The 18,620-nt window shown below is 37.9% G+C and carries 16 protein-coding genes; 10 read left to right on the top strand and 6 right to left on the bottom strand.

Annotation, left to right across the window (positions count from 1 at the left end):
• Positions 1-206: 206 nt before the first annotated feature.
• Complete coding sequence (locus ACTBZY_RS13215; protein ID WP_463046807.1) at positions 207-950, top strand: NIPSNAP family protein; 744 nt, start codon at positions 207-209, stop codon at positions 948-950.
• A 117-nt stretch (positions 951-1,067) separates the two neighbouring features.
• On the opposite strand, the gene ACTBZY_RS13210 is transcribed toward ACTBZY_RS13215, so the two are convergent.
• The gene (locus tag ACTBZY_RS13210) at positions 1,068-2,330 is read right to left on the bottom strand and encodes an ImmA/IrrE family metallo-endopeptidase (RefSeq protein ID WP_463046806.1); all 1,263 of its coding nucleotides are present in this window, start codon (positions 2,328-2,330) and stop codon (positions 1,068-1,070) included.
• Positions 2,331-2,494: 164 nt separating this feature from the next.
• Positions 2,495-4,690, bottom strand: coding sequence for a S9 family peptidase (locus tag ACTBZY_RS13205; protein WP_463046805.1), 2,196 nt, complete (start codon positions 4,688-4,690; stop codon positions 2,495-2,497).
• 154 nt (positions 4,691-4,844) lie between these two features.
• Here ACTBZY_RS13205 and ACTBZY_RS13200 point away from each other — a divergent pair, with 154 nt between their 5' ends.
• From ACTBZY_RS13200 to ACTBZY_RS13170, 7 genes are all read left to right on the top strand, one after another.
• Positions 4,845-5,966, top strand: a complete 1,122-nt coding sequence (locus tag ACTBZY_RS13200; protein WP_463046804.1) for a Re/Si-specific NAD(P)(+) transhydrogenase subunit alpha — start codon at positions 4,845-4,847, stop codon at positions 5,964-5,966.
• 78 nt (positions 5,967-6,044) lie between these two features.
• Positions 6,045-6,338, top strand: a complete 294-nt coding sequence (locus tag ACTBZY_RS13195) for an NAD(P) transhydrogenase subunit alpha part 2 (RefSeq protein ID WP_463046803.1) — start codon at positions 6,045-6,047, stop codon at positions 6,336-6,338.
• 97 nt (positions 6,339-6,435) lie between these two features.
• The gene (locus ACTBZY_RS13190; RefSeq protein ID WP_463046801.1) at positions 6,436-7,821 is read left to right on the top strand and encodes an NAD(P)(+) transhydrogenase (Re/Si-specific) subunit beta; all 1,386 of its coding nucleotides are present in this window, start codon (positions 6,436-6,438) and stop codon (positions 7,819-7,821) included.
• Between the two features lie 92 nt (positions 7,822-7,913).
• Positions 7,914-8,516: a glutathione peroxidase gene (locus tag ACTBZY_RS13185; RefSeq protein ID WP_463046800.1), complete on the top strand. Its 603-nt coding sequence runs from the start codon at positions 7,914-7,916 to the stop codon at positions 8,514-8,516.
• Positions 8,517-8,537: 21 nt separating this feature from the next.
• The gene (locus tag ACTBZY_RS13180; protein WP_463046799.1) at positions 8,538-9,416 is read left to right on the top strand and encodes a 1,4-dihydroxy-2-naphthoate polyprenyltransferase; all 879 of its coding nucleotides are present in this window, start codon (positions 8,538-8,540) and stop codon (positions 9,414-9,416) included.
• 76 nt (positions 9,417-9,492) lie between these two features.
• On the top strand, positions 9,493-10,827 hold the full coding sequence (locus ACTBZY_RS13175; protein WP_463046798.1) for a tetratricopeptide repeat protein: 1,335 nt from the start codon (positions 9,493-9,495) through the stop codon (positions 10,825-10,827).
• A 19-nt stretch (positions 10,828-10,846) separates the two neighbouring features.
• Positions 10,847-11,413, top strand: a complete 567-nt coding sequence (locus tag ACTBZY_RS13170) for a hypothetical protein (RefSeq protein ID WP_463046797.1) — start codon at positions 10,847-10,849, stop codon at positions 11,411-11,413.
• A gap of 75 nt (positions 11,414-11,488) precedes the next feature.
• Here ACTBZY_RS13170 and ACTBZY_RS13165 read toward each other — a convergent pair whose 3' ends face one another.
• From ACTBZY_RS13165 to ACTBZY_RS13150, 4 genes are all read right to left on the bottom strand, one after another.
• Positions 11,489-11,869, bottom strand: coding sequence for a DoxX family protein (locus ACTBZY_RS13165; protein WP_463046796.1), 381 nt, complete (start codon positions 11,867-11,869; stop codon positions 11,489-11,491).
• A 37-nt stretch (positions 11,870-11,906) separates the two neighbouring features.
• Positions 11,907-12,356, bottom strand: a complete 450-nt coding sequence (locus tag ACTBZY_RS13160) for a GNAT family N-acetyltransferase (protein ID WP_463046795.1) — start codon at positions 12,354-12,356, stop codon at positions 11,907-11,909.
• A gap of 386 nt (positions 12,357-12,742) precedes the next feature.
• On the bottom strand, positions 12,743-13,210 hold the full coding sequence (gene tnpA / locus ACTBZY_RS13155) for an IS200/IS605 family transposase (protein ID WP_463046794.1): 468 nt from the start codon (positions 13,208-13,210) through the stop codon (positions 12,743-12,745).
• Positions 13,211-13,645: 435 nt separating this feature from the next.
• The gene (locus ACTBZY_RS13150; protein WP_463046793.1) at positions 13,646-14,428 is read right to left on the bottom strand and encodes an XRE family transcriptional regulator; all 783 of its coding nucleotides are present in this window, start codon (positions 14,426-14,428) and stop codon (positions 13,646-13,648) included.
• A 344-nt stretch (positions 14,429-14,772) separates the two neighbouring features.
• Here ACTBZY_RS13150 and ACTBZY_RS13145 point away from each other — a divergent pair, with 344 nt between their 5' ends.
• Both ACTBZY_RS13145 and ACTBZY_RS13140 read left to right on the top strand, forming a co-directional pair.
• Positions 14,773-16,806 (top strand): protein-disulfide reductase DsbD family protein, encoded by a 2,034-nt coding sequence (locus ACTBZY_RS13145; RefSeq protein ID WP_463046792.1) that lies wholly within the window; start codon positions 14,773-14,775, stop codon positions 16,804-16,806.
• A gap of 88 nt (positions 16,807-16,894) precedes the next feature.
• The coding region (locus tag ACTBZY_RS13140) for a thioredoxin domain-containing protein (protein WP_463046791.1) at positions 16,895-18,620 on the top strand (1,726 nt) is incomplete at its 3' end.

Genomic DNA, 18,620 nt, shown 5'->3' with positions numbered 1-18,620 from the left:
CTTGTGTTTTAAAAACACAAGAAGTTTTATGTCAAATGTAGGTCGACGAAGAGCTTCGCTACAAATATTAGTATTGAATGCTAATAATATTGACATGGTTTTAAGTAAATTGGTCTACTAAAGCGGCAGGCTTAAAGTCATTTTTTTGTGATAGAATTTTATTGCTCTAAATTGCCCTTGTTAAATAACTATTACCCTAAACAGAAATGAGAAAAACATTAATAACGCTATGCCTTGCCCTCTTCACTTTGGGTGCCTTTGCTCAGAATGAATTTTATGAACTTCGAGTTTACACCATGAAACGTGGTGGGCCAGCTTCAGGATTGCATAATTATCTGGAGAAATCCTTAATACCTGCTTTAAACAGAGAAGGTGTTAAAAATATCGGCGTTTTTGAAGAGTATGGTATGAGCCAGCCGGCAAAATATTATCTTTTAATTCCGTATGCTAGCATGAGTGCTTATGAGACTATTCACGCCAAATTAAAAACAGACAAAACTTTTATTAGCGACTCAAAAGAATACAACCAACTCTCACAAGAAGCTTTTCCTTATGACAGAGTTGAGGTGTCTCACTTTAGAGCTTTTGACGGAATACCTAAGTTGATAAAACCAGCTAGCGGTTCTATGCTTTTTGAACTAAGAACTTACGAGAGCTACGGAGAAGACGCCGCCAGAAGAAAAAGAAAAATGTTTAACGAAGGCGAAATAGAGATTTTTGAAAAGACAGGCTTACACTCTGTTTTCTTCGGCGAGAAACTAGCAGGCCCACAAATGCCAGCATTAACTTATATGTTGGCATTTAAAGACATGGAAGAGCGTGATGCCAACTGGGCGAAATTTGTCTCTCACCCAGACTGGAAAATTCTCTCTGGATTAGAAGAATACGCCAACTCGGTTTCAGATATCAAAAGAACTTTTTTAAAGCCTTTGGGTTATTCGCAGTTGTAAACACAAAGATTTGTAGCTCACGACAAACTAGAATGAAGCTCATATTTTACGAAAAGTGAGCCATAAATCAGGTTGTTGTGAGCTTTAATGTTAAAATAGATAACCCCCTAGTTACTTTTACAGAAAATAACCTTTCCTATAATTTTCAATAAGTGAACCAATAGATTGAGTTTCATTAACCTCTACAAAGTGTGACAACTCCTTTAATCTATAGATGATACTCGTTTTAGTAGTGTTGAAAACCTTAGTTAGTCCATTAAGAGTCCTATAACCTTCTTGAATAAGCAAAGGTTGGTTATAGTCAATATAGATTTTCCTATTACTTAGATTTAATGCATTTTGAACCATAAAAAGCCTTAAAATGAGTACAAAGTCAGGTAGGATTAATGTTGAAGCAAAATAGTTAGCTTGCCATTCAACCCAATGTTTTGGGTTTTCAAGATTGTACTTTTGAGTTCTATAATCAAAAGAAGAGTCCGAATAAGAATCATATTCGTGCTGCCCAATATGGAGTTTTGAATGCAACTTCCAGTGTCCATATTCATGAGCAAGAATGAATAAAATTCTATTCGTGCCTTTCAATTCTTCGTTCAAATAAATTGTATTATTCTTAATATCACAACTCCCCTGAATCCTCCTATCAGAACAAAATGTTACTTTTATATTATCGTTTTCTTCAATAAACTTTTTTAAATTTTCAAAAGACAGGGAAGGTGGAGTGGTATTTCTATTATTAAAATCGAACGAAAAAATACTGCTGTAGATTTTTTTAGTTATTTCTTCAATATCTTCTTTTGACAAATTTTCAATTCTTATAGTCTTATTTAAGTTGAATAAGGATGAAGACACTTCATCCAATTTTCCCAAAACAAGTTTCTCCAGCTGATTACTTGATAGAAGGTTATCATCAATTGGGAATAATGAAATTTGGCTGTTTCGTGATGTCTTTTTATACAAAACAATCTTATAATCCTTTTCGTCATCACCATAGATTAGCATTAACCCTTTGTTCTTAGCAAAATTTAGAGCAGACTTTTGGAGTTTACTATTGGTAACAAAGACCCCTTTAGCATTTATACCTGAAACCTGAGTAATTTTTGAACAAAACTCTTCAATATCATCTATCGGAACGTTGTGAGAATAGTATTTACATTCTATAAAGTAAATTATAGAGGCATTTTCTGCTTCCTTTGGCCATATCTCCATTGAAATATCAAATTTGATATGACTCTCTCTATCCCTTGAATAGTATGACATTTCGTTCTTAGTATAAATCCGGACAAGCTCAGGATTAATTCCTAATTCCTGAGCGTTTAAAGAATTTACTAATATTTTTAGTGCCGTATCTTCGTATTTATCTCCTTTCTCAACAGAAGTCATAAGACCATTTCATGTGGATTTAAGACAGTATATTTATAATCAATTACAATTTAGTGCTTTATTAATGTTGGTCTTTCTGAATTACTTATTTTTTTAGAACGCAACCTAAAACGCCAATCCACGAAAAGTAGATTGGCGTTTTTTATAACTCAAATATTAAGTCCCTATTTCGCTCCCGGAGGGCAATTCTCTTTCAAAAACTTGGTAAACATGGTGTTTAAATGAAGCGAAGTGCCTTCACCTTCTCTGATGCCATGTGTGCGGTTTGGATATTCAAAAAACTGAAATTGTTTATTATACTTCACCATTTCGTTGATTAGCATTTCGGCATTTTGATAATGCACATTATCATCACCACTTCCATGTATATAAAGTAAGTTTCCTTTAAAGCCCTGAACATGATTTATTGGAGAACCTTCTACAAAACCAGCTAAATCTTCTGGAGGAACACCCATATAACGCTCTTGATAAATATTATCATAAGTCAGTTGGTTTCCAACGGCCGCTACCGCAATACCCGTTTGATAAATATCTGGGTACTTGAAAAGTAAGTTAAGTGTAGTACTTCCACCACCAGACCAGCCATGCACCGCTATGCGTTCCGAGTCAATGAAATCATATTTTTTCATCAACTCTTGAGCAGCTTCTGCTTGATCTTTGATGTTTATAATCCCTATGTTTCTATAAATGGCTTTTCTCCAAGCTCTGCCTTTAGGAGCGGGAGAGCCTCTTCCATCCACAGAGATATAGATGTAGCCGTCATCGGCCATACTTCCAATGTACTGACGATTCCTTCCGGTAGCATAATTATCCAAAGCGGTTTGATTTGCAGGCTCGGCGTACACATAAAAGACCGTTGGATATTTTTTAGTTGGGTCAAAATTAGTTGGCAAAGCCATCCAACCTTGAATATTAACACCACTTGCCGTTTCTACTTCTACAAACCTGATATTAGAAGCGGCTTTTTTCGCAGGGTCTATTTTACTGTTTACGCCATTGGCTTCATCTAAAGCCTTGTGATTTGGTAGCGATACCCATTCCCTTACAGGATTGGTATAGTAATTATGGAAAAGGTGACTGGCGTATTTTCCATTGGCCGAAATTAAATAGGTGTTTGTTCCTTCTTGGTTGGCTGGTGTAATTCTCTCTGCTTCGCCTTTATTACTCACAGAAACTCTGTAGAGGTATTTTTGCATAGCATTGTCTGGAGAAGCCGTAAAGTACACATAGTCTGTGTTTTCGTCATACATCAGCGGGTCAATGATGTCATAGTTGCCATCTGTTACCAGGCGAACATCTTTGCCATCACGAGAGATTTTGTAAAGATGGTTCCAACCGTCTTTTTCAGAAACCCATAAAAATTCTCTACCGTCATTTATCCACTCCCAGCCTGCAGGATTATCATCATGCCAAATGGTACGTACGTCTACCCAAGCTTCGTCTGTTTCTTCAAAAATGGTTTTAGCTTCGCCCGTTTTTACATTGGCATACATTATTTTAGATACCTGCTGTTTTCTGTTAAGCTGCTGAACCATCAGCTCATTAGAGTTTCCGGCCCATTCCATTCTTGGAATGTAATGTTGCTTATTATCACCAGGGATATTCATCCATTTAGTTTTTCCTTTCTTTACGTCCATCACGCCTATTCTACAAGCAGATGGGTCTTCGCCTACTTTAGGATATTCTATCGGAATTACTTTGGAATAAATGTCATCCGTATTATTGATCAGATTGAAATATTTAATACCCGATGCGTCCAACTGCCAATAGGCTATTTTTTCACTGTCTGGGCTCCATCTTAAGCCATCGTAGCAGCTAAGTTCCTCTTCATAGGCCCAGTCAAAAGTACCATTGATAAGTTTTGGTTTACCGTCGGTTTTGGTCAATTGCTTTATTTTTCCAGAAGCCAAATCTTCTACATAAATATTTCTATGACTCACATAAGCGGCTTTTTGACCGTCAGGAGAAAATTTAGCAAACATGAGAGAAGCCGAAGGCAATGTCTTGCCCAATTGTTTTAGCTCATTGTTTTTTAAATTCAATACCCAGTAGTCTCCTCTGGTTTCATATCTCCATACTTTTTGAGAGTTAGTGAAGATAAGTAGTTGACTTTGGTCAGGAGTAAAGTTGAAGTTTTTCAATTCTAAGGGTTCAGACTGACCTTTAGGTATAAATTTATCTGAAGAAATTATAGGGCTATATTCTTGCGTTTTTAAGTCAAATTTTAAGATGTCTCCATCGTTTTCAAGGTAATATGCATCTCCTTCTGGAGTCCATTTTGTTCCTGAACCTGGCTGTGCAATGGCCTGAAATCCATATATTACGAATAAAGATAGTATAAATAAGAACCTTGATTTCATAGATTATTTGTTGACGTTTTAAAATGACAAAACTAATAAAATAAGACTTAATTCTGATGTCTTCATTGCATGAGACTTAACATTTGATTTTTATTTTCATGATAATAACTATTTTTGAGGTCATAACAGAATCACTTTAAGCAAGGAAACCTAAATGCGAATAGCAGTTTTAAAAGAAACGAAAGACTACGAAAGACGAGTAGCCCTTACTCCAGATGTTATAAAATCTCTTAAAAAGAAAGGGTTTGAAGTAACCGTAGAAACAGGGGCAGGAGAAAATTCCGCCATTTCTGACAAAGATTTTATAGAAGCGGGAGCTAGTATTGCAAAAAATACAAAAGAGGCATGCCAAGCAGATGTTATTTTGAAGGTTAATGCATTCACCATAGAAGAGGTGAGTCTGTTTCCTGATGCATCGGTATGTATTTCATTTATGTATGCGTACACCATTCCAGAGGTGTTAGAAGTAATGAAAAAGAAGAATATTTCCTCTTTTTCTATGGACGCAGTTCCGCGTATTTCTAGAGCTCAGAAAATGGATGCATTAAGCTCTCAGGCAAACCTTGCCGGTTATAAAACCGTGCTTTTAGGTGCCAATGCTCTTGGTAAAATTTTCCCATTGATGATGACGGCCGCAGGTACTATCACACCTTCAAAAGTGTTGATCTTTGGTGCTGGTGTGGCTGGTTTACAGGCTGTAGCTACTGCCAAAAGGTTAGGGGCTGTGGTGGAGGTTACCGATGTACGTCCAGAAACTAAAGAGCAAGTGGAGTCTTTAGGTGGGAGATTCCTAACGGTAGAAGGAGGCGTAACAGTGGAAGGCGGTTATGCCAAAGAAGTTTCTGCCGAATTTTTACAGAAACAAAAGGAATTGGTTCAAGAAAGAATCAAAGAAGCAGATATTGTAATCACTACGGCTTTGGTGATAGGTAAAAAAGCTCCTGTACTAGTGACCGAAGACATGGTGAAATCTATGAAAGCAGGTTCGGTAATAGTAGACATGGCCGTGGAATCTGGCGGAAACTGTGAAATAGCTGAAATGAATAAAACAGTGGTGAAGCATGGTGTTACGATAATAGGGGAGTCTAATTTACCTTCTTTATTACCCGTAAATGCCAGCCAGCTTTATGCTACCAATATCAGTACTTTATTATTGCATTTGGCAGAGAAAGAGGGTTTCAAATGGGAAATGGAAGAAGACATTACAAAGGGTTCTTTGATTACTCATAAAGGAGAGATAGTTCATGGTTTCACCAAACAAATACTAGGAATTTAGAATGCCTGATGCTAGATGATTGATGTTCCTTTAAATGATATCTAACATCCATAGCGTCGGTCTATAAACAATATAATTATGACAACAGAATCGCTAATTATTCTTTTTTACATCTTGGTCTTGGCCAGCTATTTGGGATTTGAATTGATCACCAAGGTGCCGCCAACTCTTCATACGCCTTTAATGTCTGGCTCTAATGCTATCTCAGGAATCACTATGGTTGGGGCTATTTTAGCCTGTAACGAATTGGGTTATTCTACCGCTAGTAAATGGCTAGGAATGTTGGCCTTAGTTTTAGCTACTATCAACGTGGTGGGTGGATATACCGTTACCGATAGAATGCTTAAAATGTTCAAAAAGAAGAAAGGTTAAAAAGAGATTTAAGACAAAGGACCTCTGGAAGGGGCACGAAGCTTGGCTTTTGGCAATTCTTTAAGGGGGCTAATTCAAAAGAATAGAAAAAAACGAAATGAATACATATATAGAAGTCGCTTACCTGATAGCTTCAATACTCTTTATTGTGGGTATCAAAAAAATGGGTAAAACGAAAGAAGCCCGCTCTGGGAATCAATTATCTTCTTTAGGAATGCTGATAGCCGTATTGGCTACTGTAGTTCAGGTGGAAGCAGTCTCTTTGGTAGAAATTTTAATCTGCGTAGTTATTGGTTCGGCTATAGGTTTATTTATAGCTTTTAAAATAGAGATGACTCAGATGCCAGAAATGGTGGCACTCTTTAACGGATTTGGTGGCTTAGGCTCATTGGCTGTGGCTTTATCCTATTATTGGTTAAATTCTCAGGAGCTAAGTCTCGATATTGATGCTATTACAGGTACCAGCACGGCCTTGAGTATTTTTATAGGTGGTCTAACTTTCACAGGGTCGATTATTGCCTTTTTAAAACTTAATGGGAAAATTTCTGGGAGCCCAATCACATTTACGGGTCAGCATTTGTTAAACTTGGTTTTGCTCATTTTAGTTATTGTAGCATCTGTTTTTGCGGTTATAAATCAAGTGGATACGACTTATGTTTTTGCCTTGGTAGCTTTATCATTGCTATTAGGTATTTTGACGGTTCTTCCTATTGGTGGTGCGGATATGCCCGTAGTTATTTCTTTGCTTAACTCATATTCTGGTATGGCAGCTTGTGCCACTGGTTTTGTGTTACATAATAATGTTTTAATTGTTTCAGGTGCTTTAGTGGGAGCCTCAGGTATTATTCTGACGCAAATTATGTGCAAAGCCATGAACAGATCACTGGTCAATGTATTATTGGGTGGCTTTGGTCAAACGGCGAGTACCGATGCAGGAGATGGAGAAGAAGTACAAGTGAAAGAGGTGGGAGTAGAAGAAGCGGCTATGTTATTTGATTCTGCATCTTCGGTTATAGTAGTTCCTGGTTATGGTATGGCTGTGGCTCAGGCTCAGCATGTTATTAGAGAGCTAGCAGAACAGTGCGAAAAGAGAAATATTGACTTCCGTTTTGCAATACACCCTGTTGCTGGTCGTATGCCAGGTCATATGAACGTTCTTTTGGCAGAGGCCAATATTCCTTATGACAAACTAATTGAAATGGATGAAATTAATGGCGATTTCCAGAATACCGACTTGGTATTTGTGGTTGGAGCCAATGACGTTGTCAATCCTGCTGCCAGAGTTAACCCTCAAAGCCCTATTTATGGTATGCCAATCTTGGATGCAGATAAGGCTAGAACGGTTATTGTGAGTAAGAGAAGTATGGGTAAAGGATATGCTGGAGTTCAGAATGAACTTTTTGGATATGATAACTGCTTAATGCTTTTCGGTGATGCCAAAACTACCATTGGTAAGTTGGTAGGAGAGATGAAAGAAATGTAATTGATAGATTCAGGCCTTGAAGTTTTAGGTTTTACTGTCAGCGTTAAGTTTTTAACTAACTTCGCATCTTAATTCCTAAAACTTCAAGACTCATGAAAATAGTCCTCATACTTTTGGCCTTAGTGGTAATAGGCTTATTAGCCATGAATTTTACCACAATTAAGAACTTATTGTCGGATAAAAAGGAGGTAGCAGTTCTACCAAAAGATGCTACGGTCTTGGGTTCTTTCTACGACTTCAAGATGAATTCATTGACGGGTCAGGAAATAGACTTGTCGAAATACAAAGGGAAAAAAGTGGTGGTGATGAATGTGGCATCTAAGTGCGGATACACCCCTCAATATGCCGACTGGCAGAAATTTCACGAAGAACATGGTAAAGACATTATAGTTCTAGGCTTCCCTGCCAATAATTTTGGAGCTCAAGAGTCTGGTTCAAATGACGAAATAGCTTCTTTTTGCGAATTAAATTACGGTGTTAAATTCCAAATGTTTGAGAAAGTAGATGTGATTGGAGAAAATCAACACCCACTTTTTCAATGGTTAAGCAAAAAGGATTTAAATGGTTGGAATGATAAAGCCCCAACTTGGAATTTCTGCAAATACGTTATCAATGAAAAAGGTGAAGTAACGCACTTTTTTGCTTCTAAGATTAAACCTGAGGACGATGAGTTTAAAGCTGCCGTGGGTATTTAATTTACTAGATTAAAATTTTATATGTCTCCTTGGATTTCAGCGGCTAGGCCGCGAACGCTCCCGTTAGCACTTTCTTGTATTTTAATGGGTAGCTTTTTAGCTGCTTATGTTGGTGAGTTCGACTGGCTTATTTTTGGCTTTGCCTGCTTAACTACCATTTTACTGCAGGTGCTTTCAAACTTTGCCAACGATTATGGCGATACGCAAAATGGTGCGGACACTTTAGAGAGGGTTGGGCCAGCCAGAGCTGTCCAAACTGGGGAGATTTCGCCAGAACGAATGTACAGAGCTATTTTGTTTTTTGGAGTGTTGTCTCTTATCTCTGGTATTGCTTTGCTTTACTTTTCTTTTAAAAATGCCGACAGCTCACTTTTTGTAGGCTTTCTGGGTTTGGGTGTGTTATGTATTATAGCAGCCTATACCTATACCGCTGGAAAGAAACCTTACGGTTATGCAGGTTTGGGAGATATTTCCGTTTTACTTTTTTTTGGTTTAGTGGGCGTTTTGGGAAGTAATTTCTTGTTCACAAAGACCTTTGATATTTATAACATCCTACCAGCACTTAGTTGCGGACTATTGGCAACGGGCGTTTTAAACCTTAATAACATTAGAGATATAAATTCCGATATCAAAGCAGGTAAAATGACAATCCCCGCTCGCTTGGGAAGAGACAAAGGCTTGGTTTATCATGCATTCTTATTAGGAGTGGCTGTTATTCTTATTTTGATTTTTGTGTTGTTAAAAGGAGATATCTCGTTGTGGTTTTTATTGAGCTTTCCACTTTTTGCGTTTAATATTATACGTGCTTATAAACTTTCCAATCCAGATCCACTTTTGAAGCAATTAGCACTTTCAACCCTGTTTTTTGTGCTACTATTTGGGGTTTCGGTACTCTTTTAACTGATTTTTAAGACTTCATGTCGTTTTGTCTTTATGAAATCTTAATTTTGACTTATACTTTTCTAATAAATAAAAAATGAAACTACGATTACTTTTTTCCTTAATTCTAATTACCTCTTTGACCTATGGTCAACAAACTGCCGCTGATTATTTTGAGCAGGGAGTGAACAAAACGAGAGTTGGTGATTATACAGGTGCTTTGGCAGACTTCAGCAGGGCTATTGCTATGAATCCTGAAAATGCTCAGAGTTATTATAATAGAGGCTTGGCAAAGCAGGCCCTAAAGGACCATAGAGGAGCCATTTTAGATTTTGACAAAGCAGTTACACTTAATTCTAGAGAGCCGTTGGCTTATTTATATAGAGGTATAAGTAAATCTGAACAAGGTGAGCCACGGTCAGCTGTTCAAGATTTTAATAGATGTATAGAGCTCAATTCTGACGATGCCTATGCTTACTTACAAAGAGGATTTACACTTTCTAAACTGAATGAATACCGAACGGCTATTTCTGATTTTAACAGAGTGATTGAATTGAATAGTGATAAAAGCAGTACTTATCAAGCTTTTTATTCTAGAGGTTTATGTAAGTCTAAGCTAGGAGACTTTAAAGGAAGTATTTCTGATTATTCTAAGTCGATAGACATTAATCCCAAAAGAGCTCAAACTTTTTCAGAAAGGGGATTTAGTAATGTGCAAGTAGGAGAATATGCGAATGCTATTTCTGATTATAATGAGGCCTTGGAGTTAAACCCTCAGGACTCGGAAGCTTTTTATAATAGAGGTTTTGCAAAATCTAAATCTGGAGACTATGTAGGAGGTGCTAAAGATTTTGATGCGGCACTAAGAATAGACCCATCAAACATCAAAGCTCTTTATGGTAGAGGTTTTTGTTATTCAAAATTGAATAATCAAAGAAGTGCTATCCAAGATTTAACAAAAGCAATTGAAACCAATAACATGGATTTGGTATCGAAGTTTGATTATTCTGCCAATATGCCTGAAAAGAAATTAGCGGCATTAAGAAATGCCGTTTCAGATGAAATTCAGATCAATTCTTTTTCTGATAATAGAGCGGAGGCTTATTACTTAAGAGGTGTTGCAGAGTTTAAAAGTGGTCATAATAAAGATGCATTAATAGATTTAAGTAAGGCGATTGATTTGAATCCACGAATGGCAGCTGCTCATTTTGCTCGTGGACTTGTAAGATCTTCTGAAGGCTTACAGCGTGAGGCGGTGGTAGACTTGACCAATGCTATAGATTTAAATGAATTTTATAAAGAAGCTTACTATGTGCGTGGTTTGATAGGTCATGCTTTAGGGAATCCAGATAAAGGATGTTTTGATTTAAGCAAATCTGGAGAATTGGGCTATGTGAAAGCCTATGAGGTGATAAAGTATTATTGTAATTAATATTTGAATAAATACTAAGATGAAAAAGTTATTTTTAGTTGTTGGGCTTGTGTTTTTTGGTTTTTCGGGACAATGCCAATCCATTGATGGTCTTTTAGATAATGTCCTTTCTTTACAAAAAAAAGGGGACAATAAAGGTCTAGGAGATGCTATGGGTTTGTTAAGTAAAGGTCTAGAAAAAGAGGCTAACGATACTGGAGGAGACTTTAAAGATGGATTATTGAAACAGGTAGGCGGATTGAACAGTCTTATCCCTTTGGCTTCTAAAGGAATGGTAAAAGCTGGAGCTTTGTCTAAAATTATAAATACTATTAAATTGATGTTAGGTGCCAACAGGCTGGGTAATATGCTTGGCGGCGGCGACGGACTTATAGGAAAGGCGTCTGCTATAAAGTCGGGCTTGGATCTTATGAAAGGTGGTTCTTCTATCTTGGGTAAGAATTCTGGTGGATTGAAGGATTTAATAGGTGGAGCTATGAGTAATGTGAATAAGCTTGATGGTGGAGGCTTAGGAGCCAAAGCTGCAGAAAAGGCCTTGCCGAGTCAGTTAGGTGGTATCCTCAATATGGCAAAAGGAATACTTTAAAAAGAAAATATCTTTTGAAGTTTAAAGGGTTCAATCGTTGACGATTGAACCCTTTATTTTTGTTGTATTTGAGATTTATTTTCTTCTTTCCGAGCTGCTATGCTTATATACATACCAAGCCCATGCTATTAACAGAAGCTGAAAAGGTAGCCTAATAAGTGCTGCGGTATGGCTGCCTATGGCTGGCGTTTCTCTAAAAACATCCCATATATGTAATGGTAAAAACAGGAGCATTAAAAGAAAAATACCGAAAGCGGAGTTTTTCTTAAAGGCGGGAACAAAAATTCCAATTCCTAGAAATATTTCTGTAAGTCCCGAACCATAGTTTATAATACCAACTGGTAAGAAATCGGGAATGAATGCAGTGTACATATCTGGTTTTAGGAAGTGATTTATTCCTCCATAGATTAAGAATACCGCGAGTAAGTATGTCAGTGTTTTTGTTAGGGTGGTCATAGGGATGTGTTATGCTTTTTAAGTTAGAATATTTATTTCAAAGTTCCTTCTCAAAACAAACACTATTCTCTACGCCTTCATATTGACCATAATTAGAAATGACGTCGTAACCATTTTTGGTATAAAGAGCCACAGCGTCTTTTTGTCTTTTGCCAGTTTCTAATAAACATTTTTTATAGCCTAGCTCCTTAGCCCAGATTTCTAAGCCCTTAAGTATGGAAGTAGCTGTTCCCATATTCCTTCCTTTGGGATTTACATACATCCGCTTTACTTCCATGCAGTTTGAGTCGAACTGCTTTATGGCTCCGCATCCAACAGGAGCCTCATCTTTATAAGCTACTATAGCATGCTGAATCTTATCCAACTTATTATACTGGCTATAAAAGGCATGATCTTCTCCATCTATAATAGCAAGTTCTTTATCAAGAGCGGCTACTAGATTTATAAAATCAAGGTTATCTGATGTGGTACGTGTTATGGTAATCATGGCATTTTTTTAGCGACTTACTTCCTATCAAAGTTATGAATGAAATCATTCCATCAAAAGAATCGGGTTATGTAGAAATTAGAAGAGTCCCATTAGGAACGTAATCTGGAGAAAAGAGCATAAACAAAAAGTCCCTTAGGGACGTAATGTTGGTAGAAAAAGCAAAAAAATACCAGAGCCTAAAGTCCCGTTAGGGACGCAACATCGGTAGAAAAAGAAAGAACAAAAACGAAAAAGTCCCGTCAGGAACGCAACATAGGTAGAAGAAAACAAAACGAAAAGTCCCGTCAGGAACGCAACATCGATAGAAAAAGAAAGAACAAAAACGAAAAAGTCCCGCTCGGGACGTAACATCGATAACACGTATCAAAACACATTGATATTCTTCACGAATAATCTACCGATTTAAACACATATCGCTCATCATAATCGACATCAAATGCATCAAGAAACTCTTCATATTCTTCCTTGAACGTTTTCTTTTCGTGATGTTTTTCTTGGTTTTGGATATAGCTTATCACGGCAGGAACAAGTGACCTACTATAAGAAAATGCACCATAACCTTCTTGCCAAGAGAACTTCCCTTTAACCAATTCATTCTTATTAATCCACAAAGACGAATGCCCTTTTACATCTTGCATTAAATCAGAGAGCGACTGTGTAGGCCGCATCCCAAATAAAACATGAACATGGTCAGGCATTCCATTTATTGCCAATAATTTATGACCGTTGGTCTGAATTATTCCTGTGATGTATTTATACAAGCCGTCTTTCCATGAATTGGAAACAATGCTTTCTCTGTTTTGGACAGCGAAAACCGCTTGTATATGTATTTGTGTGTATGTGTTGGACATGATTTTATGAATGTTGGTGTAAACGTTTGTGGTTTTGGCGTCGTTCTCGGCTACCGATGTTGCGTCCCTGACGGGGCTTTGTTGGTGCTTCTGAAATGTTTTCTACCGATATTTCGTCCCTAAAGGGACTCCCTTTTTACTCCACACACATTCTTCCGAGCTACCGATGTCACGTCCCTAACGCGACTTTCTTTTGACTCGGTAGGGTTATTCTTCCGAGCTACCTACATATTGTTCCTAGGAGACTTTCTTTGATACCTCCATAAACTTATTCTACCAATATAGCGTCCCTAATGGGACTTTCTTGATACCTACACAATCTTATGCTACCGATGTCATGTCCCTAACGGGACACATCTTTTGATTTGGATATTTCCATTGACATCGGATTTACATAATCCTTCTGAAAGCAGAACACCCTTGTTCTGCGAAAGATTAAGATTGGGCAATCATCTTACGGCCATCTAATTTAAATCCAACCAAGCTGTTTTGAATATCTTGAATGGCATTATAAAGCAAATCGGAGATGGGTCTGTCTGTAGGATTTAGGCTACACACAAAATGCCAGACTTCAAAAATATCTTCGGGTTTGATATGGTAGGGTAGATACGACTTGTTGTCTGAATGAAACTGGATGGTGCCGTCTGTTTTGGTGGTGTTATAAAGTCTTTTATAGACCAGACCGTCGTTTTGGGTAAGCACCACATAGGTGTCGCCATCTTTTATATTGTCTAGGTTTTCTACATATTTACCTATCACATAGGCTCCACTTTCTAGGGGTGGCATAGAATCTCCTTTTATAGGAAAGGCCCTGTATTTTCCACTGGTGGCATAAGGAAGACTTATTCTTGGTAAGCTTTCTATAAATTCTTCGTCGGCATAGCCATCCAAATAACCTGCCGAGGCCTTTAGAGGAACTAATTCTATGAGGTCATTCTGGTCTTGATCTACCATGACGGGAAACAGAATTCTATTACCGCCTATTTTGAGTAAATCTCTTAAATCTTTAACTTTAGTAAGGTCTATTTTTACCAAAGAGTCTACAGAGATATTGAAATAATCTGATAACTGAATGAGCATATCGATGGGCGGAGCCGCTCTGTGCTCTTCCCATGAACTCAATCTAGAACGAGTGATACCTAACTGCTCTGCCATGTTTTCTTGAGAGAAACCTTTCAGGTGACGGAGATGGGCGATGTTCTTACAGATTTTTTTCATAATAATTTATTGCAATAATATTTAGCACAAATCTGCTAAAATATTAGGCAAGAAGCAAAAAATGATAAAAAACTTAGCAATGGTATCCAGCGTAAGCCGGCTTAGGGATAGAGCGGCGTGTTTGAGCTCGATAGGGCGAGTAGCGAAAGCCCGACCTGAAAGGTAAGCCCCAAATGCGAATATTGTGATAGTGGACTATTGGTATAATAATGATGTCATCTTTTTATGATTTTGGACGATTGGATAAGCAGCATTGGCAAGCAAATTGATACTTTTGTTTTATAGGTGTAATTATTGTTACACTATTGGAGTTATAGACAAGACCATTAAGACGCCGTATGTCAATGAATAAAAGAGCGATTTCGCCATTTGTTTTCCTTTTTCTGTTTTCCTTCATGTCCTTTGGGCAGCTATTAAAACCTACTACCTGGACCTTTAAGACTAAAAGTGCGGATGTAAAAGTAGGTGAGACTATAAACTTAGAATTCAATGCCACCATAGACAAGGGCTGGTATTTATACTCCTCTGATTTTGACCCTGATTTAGGGCCAATAGTGACGGAAGTGAAGTTGGAGCCAAACGACTCTTATGAGCTAGTGGGTGGGCTTACGCCTATTCATCCTAAAAAGAAATACGACGATATTTGGGAGGGTGACATCACTTATTTTAAGGAGAAGGGTCAGTTTATTCAGAAGGTAAAAATTCTTAAGCCTAATGCTAAAATAACGGGAACCATCTCTTTTCAAACCTGCACGGATGTGGATGGCAGGTGTGTAAACGGTAAAGAAAAATTCGTTTTTAATGTTAAAGCGGCGGCAGCATCTGCTGTAGTGCCGGTGCCCGACGAGCGGGAAACGGTAGCAATATCGACCTCGGTTGACGAAGAAAAAGAAGCGACCGACGAAGTAATGGGAAGGCTAGATACGGAAGACGCTAAGGAGAATGAAGTGATTTTAGAACAAGGTACGGAGCTGGTAAACACCGACAAACCTGCCTCAGAAGCAAATAAGGAAGGCGATGCGTCTATTTTCACTTTTCTTTTAGGAGCCTTTGGTGTAGGATTCGCGAGTATTTTTATGCCCTGTATTTTTCCTATTATGCCTATTACGGTGAGTTATTTCACAAAGCAAAAAAACGGAAAAATAAAGGCCGTCTTTTACGGCTTTTGTATCCTTCTTATATTTTCATTGATGGGTTTGGTGACGATGTCATTAGGACCAACATTTTTGAATTTTCTGAGCACGCACTGGATTCCTAATCTAATCTTCTTTATCATATTTATTCTATTCGGAATTTCTCTTTTGGGGGCTTTTGAAATAGTGTTGCCACATGGTGCTGTCAATAAAATAGATGCTATGTCTGATAAGGGTGGTTTCATTGGCATTTTCTTTATGGCTCTTACTTTGGTGTTGGTGTCATTCTCCTGTACCGTGCCTTTGGTCGGAACATTATTGATACTTTCTGCAGAAGGTGACGTCTTGAGACCTTTATTAGGCATGATGGCCTTTGGTTTGCCGTTTGCCTTGGTGTTTGGCGGTTTAGCATTTTTTCCAGAAGTATTAAAGAAATTGCCAAAATCTGGTGGCTGGTTAAACGAATTGAAAGCCGTTTTCGGTTTGGCAGAATTTGCCTTGGCTCTTAAATTCTTAAGCAATATTGACCTTACTCGTCACTGGGAATTAATCCACAGAAACTACTTCTTGATGTTCTGGATATTGATTTCTGCTACGATTACACTTTATATCCTAGGTTTTTTAAGACTTCCGAAAGATGCTAAAGTAGAAAAAAGGTCTTTCTCTAGGTGGGGTTTTGCGGCTTTGTTTTTTGCGTTTACGCTGTATATGGTTCCTGGACTGAGTAATAAGCCATTGAGTTTATTATCGGGAATACTGCCTCCTATGCCTGTAAGTAATATTGCTACCAAACTGGAGCATCCTAAAATGAAACAGCTGCCTCATGGCTTGCAGGGTTTTAAAGACTATGAAGATGCCTTAGCCTATTCTGCTGAAGTGGGCAAACCTGTCTTAATTGACTTCACGGGTTATGCTTGTGCTAATTGCCGAAAAATGGAAGAGTTTGTTTGGCCGAAAGAAGAGGTTTTAACACGTCTTCAAAATGATTTTGTGATAGCGTCTTTATATGTGGATGATAAGGCGGAACTGCCTAAAGAGAAACATTATGTTTCTACGTATGATAATGAGCTAAAAACCACCGTGGGTGGCAAAAACATGGATTTAGAAATTACAATGTTCAATAATAATGCTCAACCATATTATGTCATAGTAGACTCCGAAGGAAAGACATTAATGGAGCCATTGGGTTATTCTACAGAAAAGGAGTTTGTGGCGTTTTTGGATGAGGGGAAGCGTAAGTATTAAGATTTCAACACGATAGATTAGGATGCACTTTCATGAAAATGGGAGTGCATTTTTTGTATATTGACGTAGGTCTTTTAAACCCAATTTAATGAAGAGAGTACTAGTTACCATTTGTTTATTAAGTCTATTTTCCTGTGCCAAATCACAAGAATCCAATTCCCCGAATATGCATACCAACGCCCTCATAAACGAAAGTAGTCCCTACCTATTACAGCATGCCCATAATCCTGTGAATTGGTACCCTTGGGGAGAAGAAGCTCTGGACAAAGCAAAGAAAGAAAACAAGCTTATTTTAGTCAGTATTGGCTATGCGGCCTGCCACTGGTGTCATGTAATGGAGCATGAGAGTTTTGAGGACTCTACTGTCGCGAAGTTCATGAATGACAATTTTGTGGCCATTAAAGTGGATAGAGAAGAGCGGCCAGATATTGATCAAGTCTATATGAACGCTGTGCAGTTAATAACTGGCAGAGGTGGCTGGCCCTTGAATTGTATTGCTTTACCAGACGGAAGACCGATTTATGGAGGTACTTATTTCCCGAAAGAACAATGGCTTGAAATGCTGTCAGGAGTCTTGAATTTCTCAAAAGAAAACCCTGAAAAAACAGAAGAACAAGCTAATGCATTGACCGAAGGGATTCAAAGAACTGAATTTGAGATTTCATCACAAAAACCTGACGTCTTCAATATAAAGGACTTAGATACTATTTTCAAAACATGGAAAGGCAGCATAGACTATAAAGAAGGGGGCGGCAACCGTGCTCCTAAATTCCCGCTGCCCATTGGCTATCAATATTTACTCCAATATGATTATTTGAGCAATTCTCCAGATGCCTTGAAAGCTGTAGATTTAACATTGTTTAAAATGGCTCATGGAGGTATTTATGACCAAATAGGTGGCGGTTTTGCTAGATACAGTACAGATGACGAATGGAAAGTGCCCCATTTTGAGAAAATGCTTTATGACAATTCGCAATTGGTTAGCCTTTATGCTTCCGCATATCAACAGTCCAAAAATCCGCTCTACAAAGAAGTCGTGATAGAAACGCTGGATTTTATAGAAAGAGAATTAACGCATGAGTCTGGTGGGTTCTATTCTTCTTTGGATGCCGATAGTGAAGGAGAAGAAGGTAAGTTTTATGTTTGGACTAAAACCGAATTTGATAAAGTTCTAAGTGACGACGCCAAGCTATTGGCGGAGTATTTTGAAGTAACTGAAAAAGGGAATTGGGAACATGGCAATAATATTTTACTCAAAACAGAGCATCCTGAAAAGTTAGCAGCCAAGTTTCAAATATCAATGGACGCTTTAAACAAGAAAGTGAGCAAGGCGAAAGTCGATTTATTGGCCGCTAGGTCAAAAAGAATTAGGCCAGGGCTTGATGATAAAATCTTAACTTCGTGGAATGCCCTAATGCTAAAAGGATATGTGGACGCCTACCGAGTTACTGATACCAAGGCTTACCTCCAGAAAGCATTAAAGAATGCTGATTTTCTTTTGACCTCCATGAAAAGAAAGGATGGTGGACTGAATAGGAACTTCAAAAATGGGAAATCAAGCATCAATGCCTTTTTAGATGATTATGCTTTTTCTATTTCCGCTTTTGTAAGTCTATACCAAGTCACTTTTGATGAAAAATGGCTTCAAGAGGCTGCTGATTTAATGCTTTACGCCAATGAACATTTTTCGGATGAAGAAACGGGCATGTACTTTTACACGTCTGATTTAGATGCTGCCTTGGTAGCGAGAAAAATGGAAATTGCAGATAATGTGATTCCATCTTCAAATTCCGAAATGGCCAAAAACCTGTACA

The sequence above is a fragment of the Arcticibacterium sp. genome (assembly GCF_055134445.1).
This window is presented reverse-complemented; position numbering and strand designations above follow the sequence as displayed.